Origin of the sequence: Streptomyces sp. NPDC048197 (genome assembly GCF_043202395.1) — a bacterium.
GTDB classification, from domain to species: Bacteria; Actinomycetota; Actinomycetes; order Streptomycetales; family Streptomycetaceae; genus Streptomyces; species Streptomyces siderophoricus.
The window spans coordinates 515,583-537,075 of sequence record NZ_JBIDAJ010000002.1; the positions used below are offsets into that span (position 1 = coordinate 515,583).

General features: G+C 73.6%; 16 protein-coding genes. 8 read left to right on the forward strand and 8 right to left on the reverse strand.

All coding sequences use genetic code 11. The features are described from left to right. Nucleotides 1-26: 26 nt before the first annotated feature. Complete coding sequence (locus ACGF4C_RS05225; RefSeq protein WP_393563398.1) at nt 27-1,592, reverse strand: APC family permease; 1,566 nt, start codon at nt 1,590-1,592, stop codon at nt 27-29. Nucleotides 1,593-1,728: 136 nt separating this feature from the next. On the opposite strand from ACGF4C_RS05225, the gene ACGF4C_RS05230 reads away from it, so the two are divergent. The 3 genes from ACGF4C_RS05230 to ACGF4C_RS05240 all read left to right on the forward strand — a co-directional run bounded on the left by ACGF4C_RS05230 (nt 1,729) and on the right by ACGF4C_RS05240 (nt 5,487). After that, nucleotides 1,729-2,373: a TetR family transcriptional regulator gene (locus ACGF4C_RS05230; RefSeq protein WP_393563400.1), complete on the forward strand. Its 645-nt coding sequence runs from the start codon at nt 1,729-1,731 to the stop codon at nt 2,371-2,373. A gap of 297 nt (nt 2,374-2,670) precedes the next feature. Next, nucleotides 2,671-3,798: a ribosome small subunit-dependent GTPase A gene (rsgA, locus tag ACGF4C_RS05235; protein ID WP_393563402.1), complete on the forward strand. Its 1,128-nt coding sequence runs from the start codon at nt 2,671-2,673 to the stop codon at nt 3,796-3,798. A gap of 138 nt (nt 3,799-3,936) precedes the next feature. After that, nucleotides 3,937-5,487 carry a bifunctional transcriptional activator/DNA repair enzyme AdaA gene (locus ACGF4C_RS05240; protein WP_393563404.1) on the forward strand — a complete coding sequence of 517 codons (1,551 nt, stop codon included), beginning with the start codon at nt 3,937-3,939 and terminating at the stop codon, nt 5,485-5,487. Between the two features lie 45 nt (nt 5,488-5,532). Here the strand turns inward: ACGF4C_RS05240 and ACGF4C_RS05245 are convergent, their stop codons facing one another. After that, on the reverse strand, nt 5,533-6,015 hold the full coding sequence (locus ACGF4C_RS05245; RefSeq protein ID WP_351539391.1) for a DUF456 domain-containing protein: 483 nt from the start codon (nt 6,013-6,015) through the stop codon (nt 5,533-5,535). A 272-nt stretch (nt 6,016-6,287) separates the two neighbouring features. On the opposite strand from ACGF4C_RS05245, the gene ACGF4C_RS05250 reads away from it, so the two are divergent. Then, a complete protein-coding gene (locus ACGF4C_RS05250) occupies nt 6,288-8,030 on the forward strand; it encodes a pyruvate dehydrogenase (RefSeq protein ID WP_393563406.1) in 1,743 nt (580 codons plus the stop codon). Nucleotides 8,031-8,046: 16 nt separating this feature from the next. Here the strand turns inward: ACGF4C_RS05250 and ACGF4C_RS05255 are convergent, their stop codons facing one another. Next, nucleotides 8,047-11,178, reverse strand: coding sequence for an alpha-mannosidase (locus tag ACGF4C_RS05255; RefSeq protein ID WP_393563408.1), 3,132 nt, complete (start codon nt 11,176-11,178; stop codon nt 8,047-8,049). A 194-nt stretch (nt 11,179-11,372) separates the two neighbouring features. Here ACGF4C_RS05255 and ACGF4C_RS05260 point away from each other — a divergent pair, with 194 nt between their 5' ends. Beyond that, nucleotides 11,373-11,840 (forward strand): ATP-binding protein, encoded by a 468-nt coding sequence (locus tag ACGF4C_RS05260; RefSeq protein WP_393563410.1) that lies wholly within the window; start codon nt 11,373-11,375, stop codon nt 11,838-11,840. Between the two features lie 40 nt (nt 11,841-11,880). Here the strand turns inward: ACGF4C_RS05260 and ACGF4C_RS05265 are convergent, their stop codons facing one another. After that, nucleotides 11,881-12,981 carry a DUF2637 domain-containing protein gene (locus ACGF4C_RS05265; protein ID WP_393563412.1) on the reverse strand — a complete coding sequence of 367 codons (1,101 nt, stop codon included), beginning with the start codon at nt 12,979-12,981 and terminating at the stop codon, nt 11,881-11,883. Nucleotides 12,982-13,176: 195 nt separating this feature from the next. Continuing rightward, the gene (locus ACGF4C_RS05270; RefSeq protein ID WP_393563413.1) at nt 13,177-14,016 is read right to left on the reverse strand and encodes a (2Fe-2S)-binding protein; all 840 of its coding nucleotides are present in this window, start codon (nt 14,014-14,016) and stop codon (nt 13,177-13,179) included. 186 nt (nt 14,017-14,202) lie between these two features. On the opposite strand from ACGF4C_RS05270, the gene ACGF4C_RS05275 reads away from it, so the two are divergent. Further along, nucleotides 14,203-14,901 (forward strand): GntR family transcriptional regulator, encoded by a 699-nt coding sequence (locus tag ACGF4C_RS05275; protein WP_030413161.1) that lies wholly within the window; start codon nt 14,203-14,205, stop codon nt 14,899-14,901. 70 nt (nt 14,902-14,971) lie between these two features. Here ACGF4C_RS05275 and ACGF4C_RS05280 read toward each other — a convergent pair whose 3' ends face one another. The 3 genes from ACGF4C_RS05280 to ACGF4C_RS05290 form a co-directional block, all read right to left on the reverse strand. Then, nucleotides 14,972-15,835 carry a hypothetical protein gene (locus ACGF4C_RS05280; protein WP_201807548.1) on the reverse strand — a complete coding sequence of 288 codons (864 nt, stop codon included), beginning with the start codon at nt 15,833-15,835 and terminating at the stop codon, nt 14,972-14,974. 963 nt (nt 15,836-16,798) lie between these two features. After that, a complete protein-coding gene (locus ACGF4C_RS05285; RefSeq protein ID WP_393563415.1) occupies nt 16,799-17,653 on the reverse strand; it encodes a hypothetical protein in 855 nt (284 codons plus the stop codon). Nucleotides 17,654-18,076: 423 nt separating this feature from the next. Continuing rightward, on the reverse strand, nt 18,077-19,741 hold the full coding sequence (locus tag ACGF4C_RS05290) for a PucR family transcriptional regulator (protein WP_393563417.1): 1,665 nt from the start codon (nt 19,739-19,741) through the stop codon (nt 18,077-18,079). A gap of 265 nt (nt 19,742-20,006) precedes the next feature. Between ACGF4C_RS05290 and ACGF4C_RS05295 the strand changes: the two genes are divergently transcribed. Both ACGF4C_RS05295 and ACGF4C_RS05300 read left to right on the forward strand, forming a co-directional pair. After that, nucleotides 20,007-20,894 (forward strand): xanthine dehydrogenase family protein subunit M, encoded by an 888-nt coding sequence (locus ACGF4C_RS05295; RefSeq protein ID WP_030813635.1) that lies wholly within the window; start codon nt 20,007-20,009, stop codon nt 20,892-20,894. Next, nucleotides 20,885-21,493, forward strand: a complete 609-nt coding sequence (locus ACGF4C_RS05300) for a (2Fe-2S)-binding protein (protein WP_393563420.1) — start codon at nt 20,885-20,887, stop codon at nt 21,491-21,493. The genes ACGF4C_RS05295 and ACGF4C_RS05300 overlap by 10 nt, the downstream gene beginning before the upstream one ends.

A 21,493-nucleotide genomic window follows, 5' to 3' on the forward strand; every position in this document is an offset into this window, starting at 1 on the left:
GCGGGCACTGGGGGACAGGGAATGGGTCAGGGCTGCGGCTCGGTGGCGGGCACCGCGCGCAGCGGGTCCGCCGCACCGGTCGCGTCCGTCTCCGCGCGGGCCGGGATCCTGTCCTGCGGTCGACGGGCCATCAGATAGACCGTGCCGGCGCCCAGTACCACCGCGACGCCGAGCGGTGCGGCCCAGATCTGGTACCAGGGGGCGCCCGGCGGGGCGAGCACCGCGCGCGGCCAGGCGACGTTGGTGACCTCGAAGCCGGTCCAGACGACGGCGATGACGTTGAGCACCGTGCCCTTGCGGCCCTGCCGGATGTGGCCACCGGCTACCCAGGTGCCGCGCAGCCGCGCGATCAGGGCGGCCGCGGAGACCAGGAAGAACGGTACGAAGGTGGCCGCGGTGCCGAAGGCGATCAGCGAACCGATCGCGGTGGCGTTCAGGCCGAGCAGCAGTGCCGCGCCCGACACCAGCGTGGAGGCGATCAGGCCGCCGATCGGCGCCTGCTGCTTGTTGACCTTCCTGACCTGCCGCGAGAACGGGAACACATCGTCCCGGGCCAGGGAGTACAGCCCGCGGGCCGCACCGCCCTGGGACGCCATGGCGCAGGCCAGGAAGCTGACCAGCACGACGAGCACGAACGGCTTGTCCGACCAGGAGCCGAACGACGTGACCACGGCCGTGGTCACCGGGTCGACGTCCTTGCCCGCGACGGCGGTGGCCGTGTGGGGGTACGAGAGGGCGACGGCCACCGCGTTGAGGATGACCACCGCACCGACGGACAGCAGCGCCCACCACATCGCCCGGGGCACCTGGCGCCCGGCGTCCTTGGTCTCCTCGGCGGTCGAGACGCACGCGTCGAAGCCGATGAAGGCCCAGCCGGCGACCGCGAGCACGGTCAGCAGCGCCAGCGGCACCGAGCCACCGGAGAGCGCCTCGGCGCCGAAGGTGTGCGTGAACAGCGAGAACGGGTGCTTGCGGAAGAACAGCAGCAGGGACAGGCCGACGAGGACGGAGGCGATGGCCTCACCGGCGATGCCGGCCGAGACGAACCACTTCAGGAGGTTGATGCCGTACGCATTGACCAGCGCGCAGAGCAGCACGATGGCCATCGAGACGGCGACCATCGCGCCGGGCGACGGCGTCACCCCGATGAGCGCGAACACCCAGGGCGCCGCCAGGTAGGCGACGGTGGTGTTCCCGAACATCACCGCGAACTGCCAGACCCAGCCGCTCAGCCAGCCGAACCGCGGGCCGATGAGCCGCCGCCCCCACTGGTAGGGGCCGCCGGCCAGCGGCCATTGAGAGGTCAGTTCGGAGTAGACGTTGACCACCAGGCACTGGCCGGCCAGGACCACGGGCAGGGCCCAGATCCACGCGGGCCCGGCGATCATCGTGCCGATCATGGAGACCGCGTACAGCGCGACCACCGGGGAGACCACGGCGAAGCCCATGGCGATGTTTCCCAGGATGTTCAGGCTGCGGCGGAGTTCTTGTGTGTAGCCCAGTGACGCGAGACGGGCGGCGTCGCCGTCCCCGGCGGCAGCGCTGACGGTGCTGCCGGCGGGCGGCCGGTGCGGGGGCTTGGAGTGGGGCATGGCGTACCTCGGCTGGCGGTTCGATTAAAACTAACTTTGTTAGTCGGCGAAGGTAGGGAGGTCAGGCCGCGCTGTGAAGCCCCTGCCGGTGAGTAACCTTGAAAAGCCAGGAATTCGAGGGGAAGCGAGGGGTGTCGTGGGCCGCCCACACCAGACATTGCTGAGCAGGACGGCCATAGCGCACGCGGCTCTGGAGCTGATCGACGACCGCGGCTACGAAGCCCTCACCATGCGGGCACTGGCCGACCGGCTGGGCGTGCGCGGCGCGTCGCTCTACAACCACATCGGCTCGAAGGACGACATCCTGGACGCCGTCAGCGAACTGCTCGACGCAGAGATCGACCACACCCCGCTGCGCCACGAGCCCTGGCCCGACGGCATCGCCGCATACGCCCGCGGCTACCGGCGGGTCTTCCAGCGCCACCCCAACGCCATCGCCCTGATCGCCCGCCGCGGTGTGCACACCGAGGGCGCGCTGCGCGAGTACGACACCCTGCTCGCCACCCTGATCCGCGCGGGCTGCACCCCCGCCCTGGCCGCCGAGACCGCCGCCGCCCTCGACTTCCTGGTCATCGGCTCGGCCCTGGAGACCTACGCGGCCGGCTTCACCCGGCAGCCCGCCGCCTACCGCCCCGACTACCCCGCCCTGGCCGACTCCCTCGAAGCCGCCATCCGCGTCGACCTGACCCCGACCGCCCTCGACGACCGCGGCTTCGAACTCGGCCTCCGCATGATCCTGGGCGGCCTGGCGGCGCAGCTGGCGAGCACGGGCAACGACTGACGCCCGCAGGCCGAAACAGGCGCCGCCGAAAAAGAGTTGGCGGCGCGAAGGGCCGCTGGTTTACGGTGAGCGGGTTCCGGAGGGCGGCACCATGCCGCCGTCCGTGTCGGCCGTTGAGGAATCCGGGAGGTGAAGACCGATGGCTGTCGTTGCGATGGGCGCTGCCCGCATCCAGGAGTTCATCACATTCACTTCCGTGGTCTCCGGCTGACTCGACGTCACTTCCGTTTTTCCGCTGCGCACAGCTGCGCACACGGTGGCGTGGGCCGGGGCCGCATTCCCTGAAGGGTCCTTGCGTTGTTCGACCTCGATCTTTCTGCTGCGCATCCGCTGACCGCCTACGGCTGGGACGACGGGTTCGCGGAGAGTTTCACCCCCTTTGCCGGGCAGGGGTTCATGCCCGGTCGTGTCGTCCGTGTGGACCGCGGGCGGGTGGACGCCGTCGTGCCCGACGGTGACGGCGTCCGCACCGTGCTGGCGGACACCGCGCCGGTGGCGACCGGTGATCCCATGCGGGTGCCGTGCACGGGTGACTGGGCCGTCATCGACCTGGAGAACGGGCGGGGCGGTGACCATGTGGACGGCGTCCTGCGGGCGTTGCTGCCCCGGCGTACCTCGTTCGTGCGGTCCACGTCGTCGAAGCGTTCCGAGGGCCAGATCCTGGCGGCGAACGTCGATCACGCGGTGATCGCGGTCTCGCTGGCCGATGCGCTGGACCTCGGGCGCATCGAACGGTTCGTCTCGCTGGCCTGGGAGAGCGGCGGGCAGCCGCTGGTGGTGCTGACCAAGGCCGACCTGGCCGGGGACGGCCGCGGGCTGGCGCACCTGGTGGCGGACGCGGAATCGGCCGCTCCAGGGGTACAGGTGCTGGCCGTCAGCGCGGAGACCGGTGAGGGGCTCGATGTGCTGGCCGCCGTCCTGGCCGGCGGGACGTCCGTACTCCTGGGGCAGTCCGGCGCGGGCAAGTCCACGCTGGCGAACGCGCTGGTGGGGGCGAGTGTGCAGACCGTACAGGCCACCCGGGACCGGGACGGCAAGGGCCGGCACACCACGACCACCCGCGATCTGCTCGCACTGCCCGGCGGTGGCGTGCTGATCGATACGCCCGGGCTGCGCGGGGTCGGGATGTGGGACGCCGAGGGCGGGCTGTCCCGGACGTTCTCGGACGTCGAGGCGCTGGCCGAGGAGTGCCGCTTCCATGACTGCGCGCACGAGAGCGAGCCGGGGTGCGCGGTCCAAGCTGCCGTGGAAAACGGCGAGTTGGCGGTGCGCCGGCTGGAGAGCTACCGCAAGCTGCTGCGGGAGAACCAGCGCATCGTGGCCAAGACGGACGCCCGGCTGCGCGCCGAGATCCGGCGGGACTGGAAGCAGAAGCAGGCGCTGGGCCGGCACATGATGGAGCGGAAGAGGGGGGACGGAAGGTGAGCTGAGGCTGAGAAGCCGGGCGGGTGAGGTTTGCCGCGGGCCCGGGAGCCATTGCGCCCGGGCCCCGGCGGCGCCCGCCAACGCCACGTCCGAAATCCGCCAGCCGGAGCCCTACCGCGGGCGCAGACTGGAGGCGTGATGGACGACGAGACCAGGTACGAAGCGGTGTCCAGCCGGGACGCGCGGTTCGACGGGGAGTTCTTCTTCGCGGTGGTGACCACCGGCATCTACTGCCGGCCGAGCTGCCCCGCGGTCACTCCCAAGCGGGTGAACGTGCGGTTCTTCCCGTCGGCCGCGGCCGCGCAGGCCGCCGGTTTCCGGGCCTGCCGGCGGTGCCGGCCGGACGCCGTGCCCGGCTCGGCCGAATGGAACGTGCGCGCCGACCTGGTGGGCCGGGCCATGCGGTTCATCGGTGACGGCGTGGTCGACCGGGAGGGCGTCGCCGGGCTGGCACAGCGGCTGGGGTACAGCGCGCGGCAGGTGCAGCGGCAGCTGACCGCGGAGCTGGGCGCCGGGCCGGTCGCACTGGCCCGGGCCCGCCGGGCGCACACCGCTCGGGTGCTGCTGCAGACCACCGCGCTCCCGGTGACCGAGCTGGCCTTCGCGGCCGGATTCGCCAGCATCCGGCAGTTCAACGACACCATGCGGGAGATCTACGCCGGTACACCGAGCGAGCTGAGGGCCGCGGCGGTGGGCGGGCGCGGCCACGGCGGCGGGACCGTGACGAGCCCGCGCCCCCGGTCGCGGCCCGTCCCGGGTGGCGGCCCGGCGGCCGGCGGGATTCCGCTGCGGCTGGCCTACCGGGGCCCGTACGCGGCCGCGGAGATCTTCGACTTCCTGGCGGAACGGGCCGTGCCGGGCGTGGAGGAGGTACGGGGCGGGCCCGGCCCGCGCACCTACCGCCGTACCCTGCGGCTCACCTACGGCACCGGGATCGCCGAGGTCGAGGAGCCGCCAGCCGGGCCGCGCGGACGGTCCCGGCCGCCGGCCGGCCGGGTGTGCCCGGCGGCCCGGGGCGGGGACGGCGGCTGGCTGGAGTGCCGGCTGCGCCTGACCGACCTGCGGGACCTGTCGACGGCCGTGCAGCGGCTGCGCCGGCTCTTCGACCTGGACGCCGACCCGTACGCCGTCGCCGAGCGGCTCGGCGCCGACCCGGTGCTCGGCCCGCTGGTGGCAAAGCGCCCGGGCCTGCGCTCGCCGGGCGCGGCGGACCCGGAGGAAATGGCCGTACGGATCGTGCTCGGCGGGCCGCCGGCCCGCGCCGCCGAGCTGGTGCGGGCCTACGGGAAGCCGCTGGACGCGGCGGACGGCGGGCTGACCCACCTCTTCCCGGAGCCCGCGGAGCTGACCGGCGCGGACGTCCCCGACCCGGTGCGCGCGCTGTGCACCGCGCTCGCCGACGGCACGGTCCTGCTGGACGCCGGCGCCGACCGGGCCGCGGCGGAGCGGGCGCTGGCCGCGCTGCCCGGTGTAGGGCCGCGCACCGCCGCGTACATCAGGATGCGGGCACTGGGGGACCCGGACGTGGGCGGCCCGGAGGCCGGCGGGCGGACCGAAGCGGAGCGGGGCGCGGACCCGGAGGGGGCGTGGCGGCCCTGGGGCGCGTACGCCCTGCACCACCTGTGGCGGGCGGGACTGCTCCCGCCGGGCGAGCTACCGGCCCCCGCTGGGGCGGCGTCGGCGGCCTGAGCCCGGTCCCGCGGCGCCCGTCGCCGCCCCTCGCCCGAGGCCGGCTCACCTCGCGAGCACCGTCCCCGCCCAGCCGCCGACCACCAGCAGGCACGCGAGCAGTTCGACCAGCACGCTCAGACCGAGGGTGCGCATCACCGTGCGGGTCGAGGCCCAGGCATCGCCGCGGCCGCCGAGCCGGACTCGTTCCAGCAGGTAGAGGCCGCCGACCGCGCCCACCACGGCACCGATCACCGGCAGCACGAAGAAACCGACGATACCGGCCGCACCGGCCAGGAACAGGGTGCGGTACGGCGCGCCCGCGGCCCGCAGATCACGCACCGGCAGCAGCCACTTCAGCGCCTGGTTGACCAACAGCAGGGCGGTGGCGCCCATCAGCACCGCCCACGCGGGGCCGGACTTCTCCGTCACCGCCCACCACAGCACGCCCGCCCACACGATCAGCGGCCCGGGGATTCCGGGTACCAGCACCCCGATCAGCCCGAGCAGCATCACCAGGCCGACCGCGACCAGCTGCCACGCGCTCATGGCCCCAGACTGCCGGACGGGACCCGGAAGCGCTTGCCGGCCGCCCGCGACCGTGCGGGCCGGCGCCAGGGCGGTTCTGACGGATCTCCGGGCGTCGCGACGTCAGAAGCGCCCTAGCCCACCGCGGACACCCGACCGGCCCCACGCCCCCGTTCGGCCGACCGGGCAGACGGCGGACAGCGGAGGCGGACCGTCCGCCCGCATGGGTTCATGGGAACAGGCCCCTCGAACCCCCGGCCCCGACCCCCTTCCACCCTGGGAGCGACAGCGACATGGCGAAGCAGACCGTGGCCGAGCAGTTCGTGGACATCCTGGTGCGGGCGGGGGTGCGGCGCCTCTACGGTGTCGTCGGCGACAGCCTGAACCCGGTGGTGGACGCCGTCCGCCGGAACGCAGCGATCGACTGGATCCAGGTCCGGCACGAGGAGGCCGCCGCCTTCGCCGCCGGGGCGGAGGCGCAGCTCACCGGCAAGCTCGCGGCCTGCGCCGGCTCGTGCGGACCGGGCAATCTGCACCTCATCAACGGCCTCTTCGACGCGCACCGTTCGATGGCCCCGGTCCTCGCCCTCGCCTCGCACATCCCCTCCAGCGAGATCGGCACCACCTTCTTCCAGGAGACCCACCCGGACCGGCTGTTCACCGAGTGCAGCCACTACAGCGAGCTGATCTCCAGCACCCGGCAGATGCCGCGGGTGTTGCAGACCGCCATCCAGCACGCCGTCGGCCAAAGCGGCGTCGCGGTGGTCTCCCTGCCCGGCGACATCGCCGCCGAGCAGGCACCCGAGCGCGCAATCCAGCACGCACTCGTCACCACCCGGCCGCTGGCCCGGCCCGGGGACGCCGAGATCGACGCGCTGACCCGGATGGTCGACGAGGCCCGCACGGTCACGCTGTTCTGCGGCAGCGGCACGGCCGGTGCGCACGCCGAGGTGATGGAATTCGCCGAGCGGGTGAAGGCCCCGGTGGGCCACGCCCTGCGCGGCAAGGAGTGGATCCAGTACGACAACCCCTACGACGTCGGCATGAGCGGACTGCTCGGGTACGGCGCGGCCTACGAGGCCACCCATGAGTGCGATCTGCTGCTCCTGCTCGGCACGGACTTCCCCTACAACGCGTTCCTGCCGGACGACGTCAAGATCGTCCAGGTCGACGTCCGGCCCGAACACCTCGGCCGCCGCACCAAGCTCGACCTCGCCGTCTGGGGCGACGTCCGCGAGACACTGCGCTGCCTGATCCCCAAGGTCCGCGAGAAAACGGACCGGAAGTTCCTCGACCGGATGCTGAAGAAGCACGCGGACGCGCTGGAGGGCGTGGTCAAGGCGTACACGAGGAAGGTGGAGAAGCACGTACCGATCCACCCCGAATTCGTCGCCTCGGTGCTGGACGAGGAGGCCGCCGACGACGCGGTCTTCACGGTCGACACCGGCATGTGCAACGTCTGGGCCGCGCGCTACCTCACGCCCAACGGCCGCCGCCGGGTCATCGGCTCCTTCAGCCACGGGTCCATGGCCAACGCGCTGCCCCAGGCGATCGGCGCCCAGTTCCTCGACCGGCGCCGCCAGGTCGTCTCGATGTCGGGCGACGGCGGATTCGCCATGCTGATGGGCGACTTCCTCACCCTGGTCCAGTACGACCTGCCGGTGAAGGTGGTGCTGTTCAACAACTCCTCCCTCGGCATGGTCGAGCTGGAGATGATGGTCTCCGGCCTGCCGTCGTACGGCACCACCAACCACAACCCGGACTTCGCGGCGATCGCCCGCGCGGCCGGGGTGTACGGCGTCCGGGTGGAGAAGCCCAGGCAACTGCGCGGGGCGCTGCGCGACGCCTTCCGGCACGACGGGCCCGCGCTGGTCGACGTCGTCACCGACCCGCACGCGCTGTCCATCCCGCCGAAGATCAGCGCGGAAATGGTGTCCGGTTTCGCGCTGTCGGCCGGCAAGATCGTGCTGGACGGCGGGGTCGGCCGGATGCTGCAGATGGCCCGCTCCAACCTCCGGAACATCCCCCGGGTGTGAACCGCCGGGCGCGCGGTCAGCCGCCGGGGCGCTGCGGCCGGAGCCGGAGCGTCAGGATCTGGAACGGGCGCAGCTCCAGCGTCAGTTCCGCGGTCGGCCCCTCCTCCTCGTCGTGCAGCGGGCGCTCCAACAGGTCGGTCACGGTGGCCCGTTCGACGGGGAAACCGGGCGAGAGGGTGCCGGTGGCGCGGCCGCCCCGGGACTCGTAGAGCCGGACCACCACGTCACCGCTGCGGTCCTCGGCGAGCTTGACCGACTCGACGGTGAGCGCCGGGTGGTCGACGCGGATCAGCGGCGGCACCGGCGGCGCGGCCGCGGTCCGCAGGGGCAGGTTCAGGGCGAGGCCCTCGGCGACCGCGGCGCCGGTCGTGGCACCCGGCAGCAGCGCGTAGCGGAACCGGTGGCTGCCCTGGTCGGTCGCCGGGTCGGGGCTGTGCGGGGCGCGCAGCAGGGTCAGCCGCACGGTCGTGCCCAGGCCCTCGGCGTGCGGGACCCGGGTCACGTCGTGGCCGTAGGTCGAGTCGTTGAGCAGCGCGACGCCGTAGCCCGGCTCGGCCACCCGCAGCCAGCGGTGCGCACAGGTCTCGAAACGGGCCGCGTCCCAGCTGGTGTTGGTGTGGGTGGGGCGGTGGACGTGCCCGAACTGGATCTCGGCGGTGGACCGTTCGGCGTGCACGTCCAGCGGGAAGGCGGCCTTGAGGACCTTCTCCGACTCGTGCCAGTCGATGTCGGTGAGCACGTCGAGGCGGTGCGCGCCGGCCCGCAGCGTCAGCTCCTGGACGACCCGGGACGCACCGAACGCCCTGGTCACCCGCACGGTCGCGCCCAACGGCCCGGAGGCGAGCAGATCGACGGATTCGGCGGCGGTCAGATCGGTGTGCCGGTGGCGGTAGTGCCCGTCGAGGTCCCAGGCGTCGTACTTCGTGGGGTGGTCGGGGTGCAGCTGGAGCAGATTGCCGCGGGCGCCGGGCGCCAGCACCTCCCGCCCGGCGTGCAGATCGCGGACCGAGGCCAGCAGGCCGTCGGTGTCGATGCGGACCCGGAGCAGCCCGTTGTCGAGGGTGACGGTGCCGTCGGCGCCGGTGGCGGCCCGTACGGGCGCGGGCGGCGGAACGGGGGAGTCCGGCCCCGGCGGGCGGACGGCCGCCGCCCCCAGCGCGGGGACGTGCACGGCGACGGCCGCACCCGCGCCGTCCCCGTCTCCCGGCAGCTCGACGATCTCGTCCCGGTCGTACGGCGAGGCGTTGAACACCGTGGGGGGCGCGCCGTCCGCCGCCCGGCCCAGTGCGGCGAGCGCCTCCTCGACGATGCCGGTCAGCTCCGCCTCGACCGCCGCGTAGGTGTCCCTGGCCTCCCGGTGCACCCAGGCGATCGACGAGCCCGGCAGGATGTCGTGGAACTGGTGCAGCAGCACGGTCTTCCAGATCCGGTCCAGCGCGTCGTACGGGTACGCATACCCGCCCGCCGCGCCCCCGGCGGCCGCAGCCCGGACCGCCGCCGTCGCCGCCCACAACTCCGCTTCGCGCAGCAGGTGTTCACTGCGCCGGTTGCCCTGTTTGGTCTTGGCCTGCGAGGTGTACGTGCCCCGGTGGTACTGCAGGTACAGCTCGCCCGACCAGACCGGCGCGGCCGCACCGTACTCCTCGTGCGCCGCCGCGAAGAACCGGGCCGGCGGCTCGATCTCGACCCGCGGGGAGCCCTCCAGCGAGCGCAGCCGGCGGGCCCGCTCCAGCATCTCGCGGGTCGGACCGCCCCCGCCGTCACCCCAGCCGAACGGGACCAGGGAGCGGGTCGCGCGGCCCTTCTCGGCGAAGTTCCGCTCGGCGTGGGCGAGTTCCGCGCCGTGCAGCCGCGAGTTGTAGGTGTCGACCGGCGGGAAGTGGGTGAAGACGCGGGTGCCGTCGATGCCCTCCCACCAGAAGGTGTGGTGCGGCATCCGGTCGCTCTGGTTCCACGACAGCTTCTGCGTCAGGAACCACCGCGCGCCGGCCAGCCGGGCCAGCTGCGGGAAGGCCGCGGTGTAGCCGAAGGAGTCCGGCAGCCAGATCTCCTCGGTCTCCACCCCCAGCTCCTCCAGGAAGAACCGCTTGCCGTGCACCAGCTGCCGAGCCAGCGCCTCACCGCCGGGCATGTTGGCGTCCGATTCCACCCACATCGAACCGACCGGCGCCCAGGTGCCGTTCTGCACCGCTTCCTTGATGCGCGCCCAGATGTGCGGCTGGTGCTCCTTGACCCAGGCGTACTGCTGCGCCTGGGAGCAGGCGAACACCAACTCGGGGTATTCGACGGCGAGTTGGGTGACATTGGCGAAGGTGCGGGACGCCTTGCGGACGGTCTCCCGCAGCGGCCACAGCCAGGCGGAGTCGATATGGGCGTGCCCGGTGGCCGAGAGCCGGTGGGCGCTGGCCGCGGAGGGGCGGCCGAGGATCCCGGCCAGCGCGGCCCGGCCGGCCTCCGCCGTGCCCGCGACGTCGTGCAGGTCCAGCGCGTCCAGCATCTCCTCCAGCGCCCGCAGGATCTCGTGCCGGCGCGGGCGGTCGGCCGGCAGCTCCGGCATCAGCTCGGCCAGCACCTCGATGTCGAGCACGAGGTGCCAGACCGTCTCGTCGAGGACGGCCAGCTCCGCCGAGGCGAAGCGGTACAGCGGCCGGTCCGGCGCGGTACGGACGTCGCCGAGGTCGGTGGGGCGGAAGTCCCGCAGCACCGCAGGGTTCGCGGCGGCCTCCAGCAGCAGCCGCACCTCCTCGCCACCGCGGACGGGCGCACCGACGGGCACGTGGCGGTTGCGCGGATGGATCCCCTTCAGCGGCACGCCCCCGGCGTCGTACACCAGGCCCTCCGCCTGGAAACCGGGCCCGTCGCCGCTGAACCCGGGGTCGATGACGGCCTCCACCCGCCGCCCCGCCCACTCCTCGGGCACCTCACCCGCCAGCCGGAACCAGCTCGTCGACCACGGCGGCCCCCACGCCTCGCCCGCCGCGAACGGCACATACGCGGCGTCCAGCGCCTCGGCCACCGGACGCGGTTCGCCCGGCGCATGCCACACGGCCAGCCGCAGCGGCACCCGCGCCGCGTACACCGCGGGCCGGATGAACTGCCCCAGCGCCCGTTCCAGGCGCCCCTCCACCAGCAGTCGGTCGTCGTGCACGGCGGCTCCTCCCGCTCGTCCGGGCCCCACCCGACAGGCATACCCAGCGCGGCCCGGCCCGCCCACCCGGCGCGCGCACGACCGCGCGCCCCGAAGCGGAAGCGGACGGAAGCATGGCGACTGATCCGATGGGCATGCTGACCGTGAGGCTGTTCGAGACCGGACGCCGAGGTCCGTGGGGGGCGGGGGAGAGCATGCGTCAGCCTGTGCGACGCGAGGAACGGGAAAGACGACAGACGACGACCCAGCCGAGCGAGGGGGGCACGGCGCGGGCGCCGGGCGTGCTGGAGCGGAAGGTGCGCCGGGCCGATCTGCGCGCGGTCGGCGAGATACGCAGGGAACTGCGGCAATTACTCAGCCGGTGGGCGGCACCCGGTGGCGGCGAGCTCGCGGAGGTCGCCACGCTGCTCACCAGCGAACTGGTCACCAACGCCCTGGTCCACGCCGAGGGCGATGCGGTGGTCACGGCGAAGGTCGGCGACCGGCTGCGGGTCGAGGTGCGGGACTGCGCTCCCGGGCGCCCTGAGGTGCGTGCGGCGAGCACCGACGGGACCTCGGGCCGGGGGCTGATGCTGGTGCGCGCCCTGGCCGACGCGTGGGGGATACGCAGCGAGGGATTCGGCAAATGCGTCTGGTTCGAGCTGGGCGGCGGACCGGCCTGACCAGGAGTCGGGGGTGTCGGTCGACGCGGTCCGCCGCCGGTCAGCCGAATTGCCGTTCGATCTCGGCGAGTTTCTCCTCCAGGGAGTCCAGACGGGGCAGCGTCTGGGTGTCGTCCTCCGCGGTGAGGTCCACGGCCCGCCAGGACCGGGCCGCGGGATCGACGGTGTCCGTGGCGGTGACCGCGTCGGCGTCAGCGCCGGATACGGCCTTGAGGGCCGGGCGGGAGCGCAGCGGCAGCTCCACGGCGGGCAGGGGCGGCGGATCGCCTGCTATGGCGGAGTCCGGACCGGCCACCTCGGCGCCGGCGGGGGTGACCGCCAACTGCCGGCCGCCGCCCCGGCCGATGCCCCAGCCGCGGTGCTGGCGGTTGATCGCCTTGATCCGGGCCCGGTCGAGCTTGCCCTGCTCACGGCGGCGCAAGCGGTTCTGCTCCCGCTCCCGCCGGTCCTCGCGGACCTCCTCGACGGCCTCGTCCAGCGTCCGTACGCCCTCCAGCAGCATCAGCGACCAGGCCGCGAAGGTCTCGCGGGGCGCGCGCAGCCAGCGCACGATCCGGATCTGCGGCAGCGGCCGGGGCACCAGGCCCTGCTCCCGCAGCGCCGCCCGGCGGGTCTGCTTCAGCGCGCGGTCGAAGAGCACCGCGGCCGACAGCGACATCCCGGCGAAGAACTGCGGGGCGCCGGCATGGTCCAGGCCGCGCGGCGCATGCACCCAGTTGAACCACGCCGCGGCGCCCGCGAAGGTCCACACCAGCATGCGCGAGCCCAGCGCCGCGTCGCCGTGACTGGCCTCGCGCACCGCGAGCACCGAGCAGAACATCGCCGCACCGTCGAGCCCGAACGGCACCAGGTACTCCCAGCCGTCGGTCAGCCCCAGGTTCTGGACGCCGAAGCCGACCAGCCCGTGGAAGGACAGCGCGGCGGCGACCGCGGCACAGCAGAAGAGCAGCAGATAGGAGGCGGAGGCGAAGACGGCCTCCTTGCGGCGGCGGCGCTCCTCGCTGCGTTCCCAGGAGTCGTCGGTGCCCGACTGCGCGGCCGCCCGGCGGCCGCGCACCACCAGCACCGCGGCGGCCAACACGGCACCCAGCGACAGGACGCCGGGAACAAGCCAATCCAGCGATATGTCGGTCGTTCTCATTGTGGGGATCCCTTGCCTCGGATACGCGATTTCGCGCGACATCCTGGCGGAATCCACTCGACCCCCAAGGGCTTTCCGAGCAAGAGAACGCCAAGGAGGGGCAGGACCGGCAGATAGCGGACGCCACCCTCGAACTGCCGTATGCGCACGGCCGGTTGGGTTCGAATCCGGCGACCCGAACGGGTGGTGTGCGGGTCAGGTGGTTGCGGTGAGGCGGGTGATGCGATCCGCGTCGCAGGTGCGCGGACAGGTGATGCAGGTGTCCTCGGGACGCAGCGTGTAGAACATGCAGCAACTGGCGCGGTCCCGGGTCTGCAGCGCGGCCCCGTCCGGGCCGGTCAGCGTACGGAAGCCGGCGCCGCCCACGTACGGGGAGGTGGCGCCCGGCAGCAGCCGCGCCAGCTCCGCCACCGCACGCGGCTCCTCGCCCAGCAGGTGCCCCAGGTACCACAGCCCCTCGACGATCTCGTCGGACGCCATGCCCCACAGTGCCCGCGGGCCGCGCCGCATCCGCCCGCGGAACCCTTCCAGGACGGGCGCCAGATGGCCGGCCACCGCCGCCCGCACCTCCGCGCGCAGCGCCTCCTCGTCCGGCACCACCCGGGCACCGGGCAGCGCCGCCGCCGGATCGTCCGGCAGGCACCCGAACGAGCCGATGCGCACGGCCATCCGGCCCAGCTCGCGCTGGAAGCAGACGTCCTGCACGGGCAGGTACGGCACCCGGCGGTGCAGGAACCACGGGATCGTGATCAGCAGGCAGGCCGGCCAGGCGTAGCGGTGCAGCGCGAAACTGGCGATGACATCCGGCCGGGCGGACTGCCCGTAGTCCCGCTGGATCTGGGCGTCGTCCCAGGCCAGAAAGGATTCCAGGGCTTCCCCGCCGGCCGCGAGCCCGGCCGCGCACACCCAGCCGTCACCGGTCGGCGGCGCCGTGTCCCACAGCGACACCCGCAGGCCGGGGAACACCTCCGAAAGGCGCGCGTACGACTCGGCGACGGGGTGTGTGACGGGCGGGGCGGCGAGGGCAGAAGCCATGGGGGTGACCACCGAATCGCGAGCGTGGGCAGGTAAGCCTTACCTTATCCGAAACCCTACCCGGGCCCTTCGCGAGCCAGTCCCGAACCACCTGTACGAGGGCCGGGACCGGCCGTTCCGCCTCCTTCCGGATTTGAACTATCGCCAAGGCCGCCTATCGTGCTGGGAATGTCAGAAGGAGCCGCCATGGAGCAGGGCACAGCGGAGCAGCAGCCGCGCGCACGGGCCTGGGTGCCCGCGCAGCCGGGTCCCGCCGCACCCCGGCGGCACTCGGTCCGCGCCCAGGTACTGGCCGCGCTGCGCCGGGCCCTCGTCGACGGTGAGCTGACCCCCGGCGAGGTCTACTCCGGCCCGGCGCTCGCCGAACGCTACGGAGTGTCCGCGACCCCGGTCCGGGAGGCCATGCAGCAGCTCGCCGGCGAGGGCGCCGTCGAGGTCGTGCCCAACCGCGGCTTCCGGATCGCCGAACGCAGCTCCCGCGACCTCGCCGAGCTCGCCGAGGTCCGCACCATGCTGGAGGTCCCCGCGATCGTCCGGCTGGCCCGGGCACTGCCCCCGGAGCGCTGGGAGGAGCTGCGCCCGCTCGCCGCCTCCGGCGTCGCGGCCGCCGCCCGCGGCGACCGGGCCGGCTACGCCGAGGCCGACCACGCCTTCCACCAGGCCGTGATGTCACTCACCGGCAACCGCCGGCTGACCGAGGTCACCGGCGACCTGCTCCGCCGCGCCCAGTGGTCCGCGGCCGGCGGCGCCCGCCTGCGCACCGCCGAGCTGCTGGCCGACGCCTCCGAACACACCGCACTGCTCGACGCCCTGATCGCCCAGGAGTACACGGTCGCCGAGCGCATCGCCCGCGAACACGTCTCGGTGGCCCGCCACCCGCATTGACGGCCCGCCGGCCCGGCCCGGACGGCCCGTTCGCCGGGGCGACCGGCCCGGCCACCCCGGGCCGGACCGCTCAGCCCGGCAGCAGTTCCGTCAGCGGCAGGGCCGCGACCTCGGCGGCCGGCCGGGACAGATAGAAATCGGCGTGGTAGAAGCCGTCGGACTCCTTGCCGGCGATGGACAGCCCGCGCCGGGCCAGCGCTTCGAACGCCGCGCGCCGCTCGTCGCCGTCGGCGAACCGCCGCTGGCGGAACGTACGGGTGGTGAGCTGCTCGGTCACCAGCCCGGCCCGGGCCAGCAGGGCGGACACCGGCCGGTAGGAGACCGTCCGCAGGACGAACGCGGCGACCCACGGCGGCCGGGCCACACAGTCGAAGAGCCGGCCGAAGGTCCGCGCGGATATGTAGCCGACGCCTCCGGTGACGGTGATCAGATCGGTGCCGGCCAGTACGGCGCGCAGCTCCGCGCTCGGCTCGTCGAGCTCCAGGTTCTCCGCGAACCCGTGGTCGAGCAGGCCGACCTCCCGCGCGTACCCCACGGCCCGCTCCGCCGCGTCGATGCCGGTCACCCGGACGGCTTCGGCGCGCCGCCGGGTGGCGAAGAACGTGCGGTCCTCGTCGGTCAGTTGGCCGGTCGTCGGACCGTCCGGGCGGTGTCCGGCATAGCGCCCGTAGAGGTCGGTCAGGGACAGCCGGTGGTTGAGCAGCGCCGCGTTGACCCCGTACGAGCAGCACAGGTCCACGACGCTCAGCGGGGGGCGGTCGCCGCGACTCCGGCGCAGGGTCTCGGTCAGTGCGCGGAAGACCGCCTGGCCGTGGTGCGGAATCTGGTACTCCAGGGGTTGCAGGGTGGTGAAGTACCGACGGGGATCAGGGCAGTTGTAGATCGCCTCGAAATCCGCCTTGCCCCAGTCGGTTCCAGTGGTCGTCTTGGTCACTCCTGCTGCCACAGATGGCCTCCTGGTGGGCTCTGTCGATGGGGAGGGGCCCCAGCTGGTTCCGGACCAGCATCCAGGCCGCGACGCCCGCTCACAGTGCGACTTGAGGCCATTCTCGGGGCAGGCGGGGCCCGCCGCATCCCCGCCGCCCGCCCGACCGGTGCGCGTCGCCCACCTCCCGGTTCGCCCCTCCCGCCGCCCCGGGCCACCACCCGCCGACCGTCGCGCCCCGGCCGATCCGCCCTCAGGACAGACCCGTCCCGGCCAATCGCGGCGAACCTCGGCATGGCCGATGACGATGCCTTGACATGTCCTGGGCGGGAGGGGTGGGTTGGGGCGCGGTGGAGGGGGGACGGGGCGGCGACGGGTGTGCCGCAGTGGTGGGTGGAGCGGGGCGGGTGTGCCGCAGGGGTGGGTGCTACTGCGGAAGCGCGGACCCGTGAGGGTGGGGCTCGCGCGGGGGGCGCGGGCCCGTGAGGGTGGGGCTCGCGCGGGAGGGCGCGGGCCCGTGAGGCCGGGGCCCACGGAGGCGGGGACCACAGGGGCGGGCTCCTCCCGCACCGGCGAGCCGGTGCGCGTGGCCGTGCGGTGCGGCTGCCCCCTTACCCGCCGCCCACCCGCACCTTCTTTTGTTTTTCCCCGCCGCCCACCCCCCTTCGGGGGGTGGGCGGGTGAAGCGGTGCGGTTTTCCGGCCGCCCTCTACGGAGCGCGGTGCCGGACGTGGCCAACGGGGGAGCGGTGTATGAGGGGTGAGCGTCGCCAACGCGCGAGCATTGTCGGGGAGTTGCGGGTCGACGTGTCGGCGCGATGGGTTTCGTGGTGGGCGATTCCGGCGGGCGGTCCTCGTGAACGCTCCCGGTGGGTGATACCGGCGGTTGATCCTCGCGAACGATCCCCGTAGGCAATTCCGGCGGTCGACCCTCGTGAACGATCCCGGCCGTTCCCTGCCGTGGCTGCCCGGGCTACGTGGCCGCCGGGGCCGTCGAAAGGTGGTCGGCGAGCCAGGTGGGGACGCCGCCCATGAGGCGGAAGAGGCGGGCGGCCTCGGCGCGGAGGCGGTCCGCGTCGTCCTCCGGGGCGGCGTCGGCCAGTGCCGCGAGTGCCGGGGCCGTGCCCACGAGGAAGCCCAGTTCCTCGCGGATGCGCAGCGACTCGGCGAAGCCGTGCCGGGCCTCAGCCAACTCCCCGTCCCGCAGGGCGAGTCCGGCCAGATGGCGCCAGGTGAAGGACAGCAGCAGGCTGTCGCCCTGCGCCGTGGCGCCGGCGTGGGCGCGGCGGTAGGCGGCGCGGGCCGCGTCCGGGCTGTCCGCGACGTGCTCGGCCATCAGCCCGCGCCGGAAGTCCAGCAGCGGGCGGCCGGCCGCGGTCGGGGCGAGCAGCGCGGCCGCCCGGCCGAGCGCCGAACGCGCCTCGTCGGCCCGGTCCCGTACGCCCAACACCGTTGCCGCGTAGGCGAGATGGCCGCGTTCGCAGGCCGCGCCGCCGCGCTCGTCGTCGGTGCCGGCCAGCGCTTCGGCGGCGCGCAGCGCGTCCTCCGCCTCGGCCCAGCCGGTGGTGGTGAACATGCAGCGCTCCACCAGGAGCGCGGCGCGCCGCAGGGCGGCCGGGGCGTGCCGGACGGAGTGTGGTTCCAGGAGCGCGGCCGCGTCGTCCCAGCAGCCACGGGAGCGCAGCCGCCAAACGGCACGGTCGAGGGGGTCATCCCCCTCGACCGTTCTGACTGTCGGTACTTCCGGTGCGGGTGCCGGTGCCGGTACCGCGAGCGATACCGGATCGGCGGTACTGACGGAATCCGCGGCATCCGCGGATCCTGACATGGCGGTATCCGCCACATTGCCCTCCCCGAGCGCGCCATTGAGCTGGAAACAGGAAGCCTGGGCGAATCTCAGCACGGATTCCGCGGTGCGGCCAAGGGGGTGGGTGAATGAATTCACAATCGCGCCGTGGCCGGTCGTGAGGGGCCGGGCGGCGCAGATCGGGGCCGTCGCCGGGCGGGCGCGCGGCCGGGCGGGTGGTCGGGCACCGTACGGAGTTGGCGGGAAGCCGCCCGATCGGGTGACCCCGAATGGCCGATTCGGGGCGGTCGGCGGGCGGCGGGCACGGTGCGGCGGGCGGGGACGGGGCGGAGCCGGTGCGGTGCCGGCGGCCGCCCCGGCGCGGCCGCGGGCGTACGGATCCCGTAGGCGCTCGTCACCGGGACGGGACGGGACGGGCCGGTCGGCCGGCCCGGAGGCCGCCCGTCAGCTCATCCGCAGAGCCAGGAAGAAGTCCAGCTTGTCCTCCAGGCGGGACAGGTCGCGGCCGGTGAGCTGCTCGATCCGGCCGACCCGGTAGCGGAGCGTGTTGACGTGCAGGTGGAGGCGGGTGGCGCAGCGGGTCCAGGAGCCGTCGCAGTCCAGGAACGCCTCCAGGGTGGGGATCAGCTCGGCGCGGTGCCGGCGGTCGTAGTCGCGGAGCGGGTCCAGGAGACGGGCGGTGAAGGCGCGGCGGACGTCGTCGGGGACGAACGGGAGCAGCAGGACGTGCGAGGCCAGCTCCTCGTGGCCGGCGGCGCAGACCCGGCCCGGGCGGGCCGCGGCGACCCGGCGGGCGTGCCGGGCCTCCTCCAGGGCGCCGCGCAGCCCCTCCGCGGAGTGGACCGAGGCGCTCACCCCGACCGTCAGCCGCCCGTCGCCGTCCAGCCCGCGGCCCAGCGGCTCCCGGACGACGGAGAGCAGCGCATCGGCGTGCAGCCCGGCCGCCCCCGAACCGTCCTCGGGCTCTTCGGGGACCGGCAGCGGCACCAGCGCCACCGCCTCGTCGCCGGTGTGCGCCACCGCGATCCGGTCGGAGGGCTCCGGCCCGAAGGTGCCCGGGTCCACCAGCACCTCCTCCAGGAGGGACTGCGCCACCGGGCCGCCCGGCAGGTCACCGCCCTCCCACTCGACCCTGGCCACCACGATCTGCCAGTGCGGGGCGGTGCCCAGACCGGGCAGCAGCACCGGCGCCGCGACCCGCAGCCGGGCCGCGATCTCGGCGGGCGGCGCACCGGTCTGGACGAGCTCCAGCACCTCCTGCGCGAGCCGCCGGCGGACCGTACGGGCGGCGTCGCGCCGGTCCCGTTCGACGGCGATCAGCTGGGTGACGCCGTGCAGCAGGTCGAGCCGTTCCTCGGACCAGTCGCCGGCGTCCGCCTCGACGGCCAGCAGCCAGTCGCTCAGCAGCGTCTGCCGCAGGTCACGGCTCTCGTGGCGGATCGGGAACAGCGAGTACGTGGCTCCCTCCAGGCCGATCCGGTGCGGGCCGCGCCGGCCGCTGCGGGCGGCCGCCAGATGCTCACCGGCGAGCCGGGCGGCCAGGTCGGCGGGCAGCTCCGGCCCGGAGCCCGCCAGCGTCGATCCGGCGATCTGCCGGCCGGTGGGGGAGAGCACCCAGGCCCGCAGGTCCAGGTCCGAGCCGAGCAGGTCCAGGACGACCTCCGGGCCGCCGCCCGTGGGTCCCGACGTCATCAGCCGGCGGTGGCGGTCCACCACGGCGGCCAGGTCGCCGGCCCGCTCGCTGGAGACCTGCCGCACCACGTGCTCGGTGATGGACGCGAACGAGACCGTCTCGTCCACCGAGAACAACGGCAGGCGGTGCCGGGCGCAGGCCTGGACGAGATCGTCGGGGATCGCGCCCAGCTCGGCCTCGCCCGCGCCGAGCCCGGCGACCCCGGCCGAGGCCAGGATCCGTACGAACCGTTCGGAGTCCTCCGGCTCGCGGCGCCAGGCCAGACCGGTCAGCACCAGCTCGCCGCCGGAGAGGTAGCGGCTGGGATCGCGCAGGTCCGTGGTCATCACGCCGCGTACAGTGCGGTCCAGCTCGTCCTCGCCGCCGAGCAGCCGAAGGCCCAGGGTTTGGGTGTCCAGGAGTGCGCGGAGCCGCATGACCTCGCCCGCCGTTCTTTGCTGTCTGGTGTTGCCGGTGGAATGCCGCGAGGTTTCAGAGCCTCGTCTTTCGTTCGAATCTACAAGACAGGTGGCTTGGCCAGCCAACCGCTTCATGGTTTCAGTGACTGCACCGTGCGGGTCCCGGGCGCGTTCACTAACTCCAACCGCGTTAACAAGACATGAACGGCTCGATGGCGACGAGGGCCCCGGCTCCTCACCATGAGCAGCGAACGACCCCATCTTTTCGTAGAAGAGGCCACCCATGGACTTCCTTCGCCCCGCCAGCTGGGAGGAGGCGCTCGCCGCTAAGGCCGAGCACCCCACCGCTGTGCCCATCGCGGGCGGCACGGACGTGATGGTCGAGATCAACTTCGACCACCGCCGCCCCGAGTACCTCCTCGACCTGAATCGCATCGGTGAGCTGAGCGAGTGGGAGGTCGGAGAGAAGACCGTGCGCCTCGGCGCCTCCGTTCCCTACACCAAGATCATGGAGAACCTGCGGACCGAACTCCCCGGTCTCGCGCTCGCCTCCCACACCGTCGCCTCCCCGCAGATCCGCAACCGCGGCGGCGTCGGCGGCAACCTCGGCACCGCCTCCCCGGCCGGTGACGCCCACCCCGCGCTGCTCGCCTCCGGCTGCGAGGTCGAGGCCGAGTCCGTCCGCGGCCGCCGCATGATCCCGATCGACGAGTTCTACGTCGGCGTCAAGCGCAACGCCCTGGCCCCCGACGAGCTGATCCGCTCGGTGCATCTGCCCAAGGCCGACGGCCCGCAGCAGTTCTCCAAGGTCGGCACCCGCAACGCCATGGTCATCGCGGTGTGCGCCTTCGGCATCGCGCTGCACCCCGAGACCCGCACGGTCCGCACCGGCATCGGCTCCGCCGCACCCACCCCCGTACGGGCCCGCGAGGCCGAGGACTTCCTCGCCGCGGCGCTGGAGGAGGGCGGCTTCTGGGAGTCCGGCAACCCCATCCCGCCGTCCGTCGCCAAGCAGTTCGCGCAGCTCGCCTCCGGTGCCTGCAACCCGATCGACGACGTGCGCGGCAGCGCCAAGTACCGCCGGCACGCGGTCGGCATCATGGCGCGCCGCACCCTCGGCTGGACCTGGGAGTCCTACCGCGGCAATGAGAGGAGCGCACAGTGCGCGTGACATTCACCGTCAACGGCCGCCAGCAGGAGGCCGACGACGTCTGGGAAGGCGAGAGCCTGCTGTACGTCCTCCGCGAGCGGATGGGCCTCCCGGGCTCCAAGAACGCCTGCGAACAGGGCGAATGCGGCTCTTGTACGGTCCGCCTGGACGGTGTGCCGGTGTGCTCCTGCCTGGTCGCCGCCGGCCAGGTCGAGGGCCGCGAGGTCACCACCGTCGAGGGCCTCGCCGACTACGCCAAGCACCGCGCGAGCGCCCACCCCGGCGGCGGCTGCGCCTCCGGCGCCTGTGGCACCTCGCTCCAGGACGCCCAGCGGTGGACCGCCAAGGGCCAGGACTCGCAGACCGGCGAGGGCGCCATTTCCCCGGGCGCAGCCCTCTCGCCGATCCAGCAGGCGTTCATCGACGCCGGCGCCGTCCAGTGCGGCTTCTGCACCCCCGGCCTGCTCGTCGCGGCCGACGAACTCCTGGAGCGCAACGACACGCCGTCCGACGCGGACATCCGCGAGGCGCTGTCCGGCAACCTCTGCCGCTGCACCGGTTACGAGAAGATCCTCGACGCGGTCCGCCTGGCTGCGGCCCGCCAGGGAGAGGCGGTCTGA

What these genes read in the sequence shown, in the direction of transcription:
- ACGF4C_RS05225 (WP_393563398.1), bottom strand. Translation starts at nt 1,592, where the DNA reads ATGCCCCACTCCAAGCCCCCGCACCGGCCGCCCGCCGGCAGCACCGTC.
- ACGF4C_RS05240 (WP_393563404.1), top strand. Translation starts at nt 3,937, where the DNA reads ATGGACGACGAGACCAGGTACGAAGCGGTGTCCAGCCGGGACGCGCGG.
- ACGF4C_RS05245 (WP_351539391.1), bottom strand. Translation starts at nt 6,015, where the DNA reads ATGAGCGCGTGGCAGCTGGTCGCGGTCGGCCTGGTGATGCTGCTCGGG.
- ACGF4C_RS05250 (WP_393563406.1), top strand. Translation starts at nt 6,288, where the DNA reads ATGGCGAAGCAGACCGTGGCCGAGCAGTTCGTGGACATCCTGGTGCGG.
- ACGF4C_RS05260 (WP_393563410.1), top strand. Translation starts at nt 11,373, where the DNA reads ATGCGTCAGCCTGTGCGACGCGAGGAACGGGAAAGACGACAGACGACG.
- ACGF4C_RS05265 (WP_393563412.1), bottom strand. Translation starts at nt 12,981, where the DNA reads ATGAGAACGACCGACATATCGCTGGATTGGCTTGTTCCCGGCGTCCTG.
- ACGF4C_RS05270 (WP_393563413.1), bottom strand. Translation starts at nt 14,016, where the DNA reads ATGGCTTCTGCCCTCGCCGCCCCGCCCGTCACACACCCCGTCGCCGAG.
- ACGF4C_RS05275 (WP_030413161.1), top strand. Translation starts at nt 14,203, where the DNA reads ATGGAGCAGGGCACAGCGGAGCAGCAGCCGCGCGCACGGGCCTGGGTG.
- ACGF4C_RS05285 (WP_393563415.1), bottom strand. Translation starts at nt 17,653, where the DNA reads ATGTCAGGATCCGCGGATGCCGCGGATTCCGTCAGTACCGCCGATCCG.
- ACGF4C_RS05290 (WP_393563417.1), bottom strand. Translation starts at nt 19,741, where the DNA reads ATGCGGCTCCGCGCACTCCTGGACACCCAAACCCTGGGCCTTCGGCTG.
- ACGF4C_RS05295 (WP_030813635.1), top strand. Translation starts at nt 20,007, where the DNA reads ATGGACTTCCTTCGCCCCGCCAGCTGGGAGGAGGCGCTCGCCGCTAAG.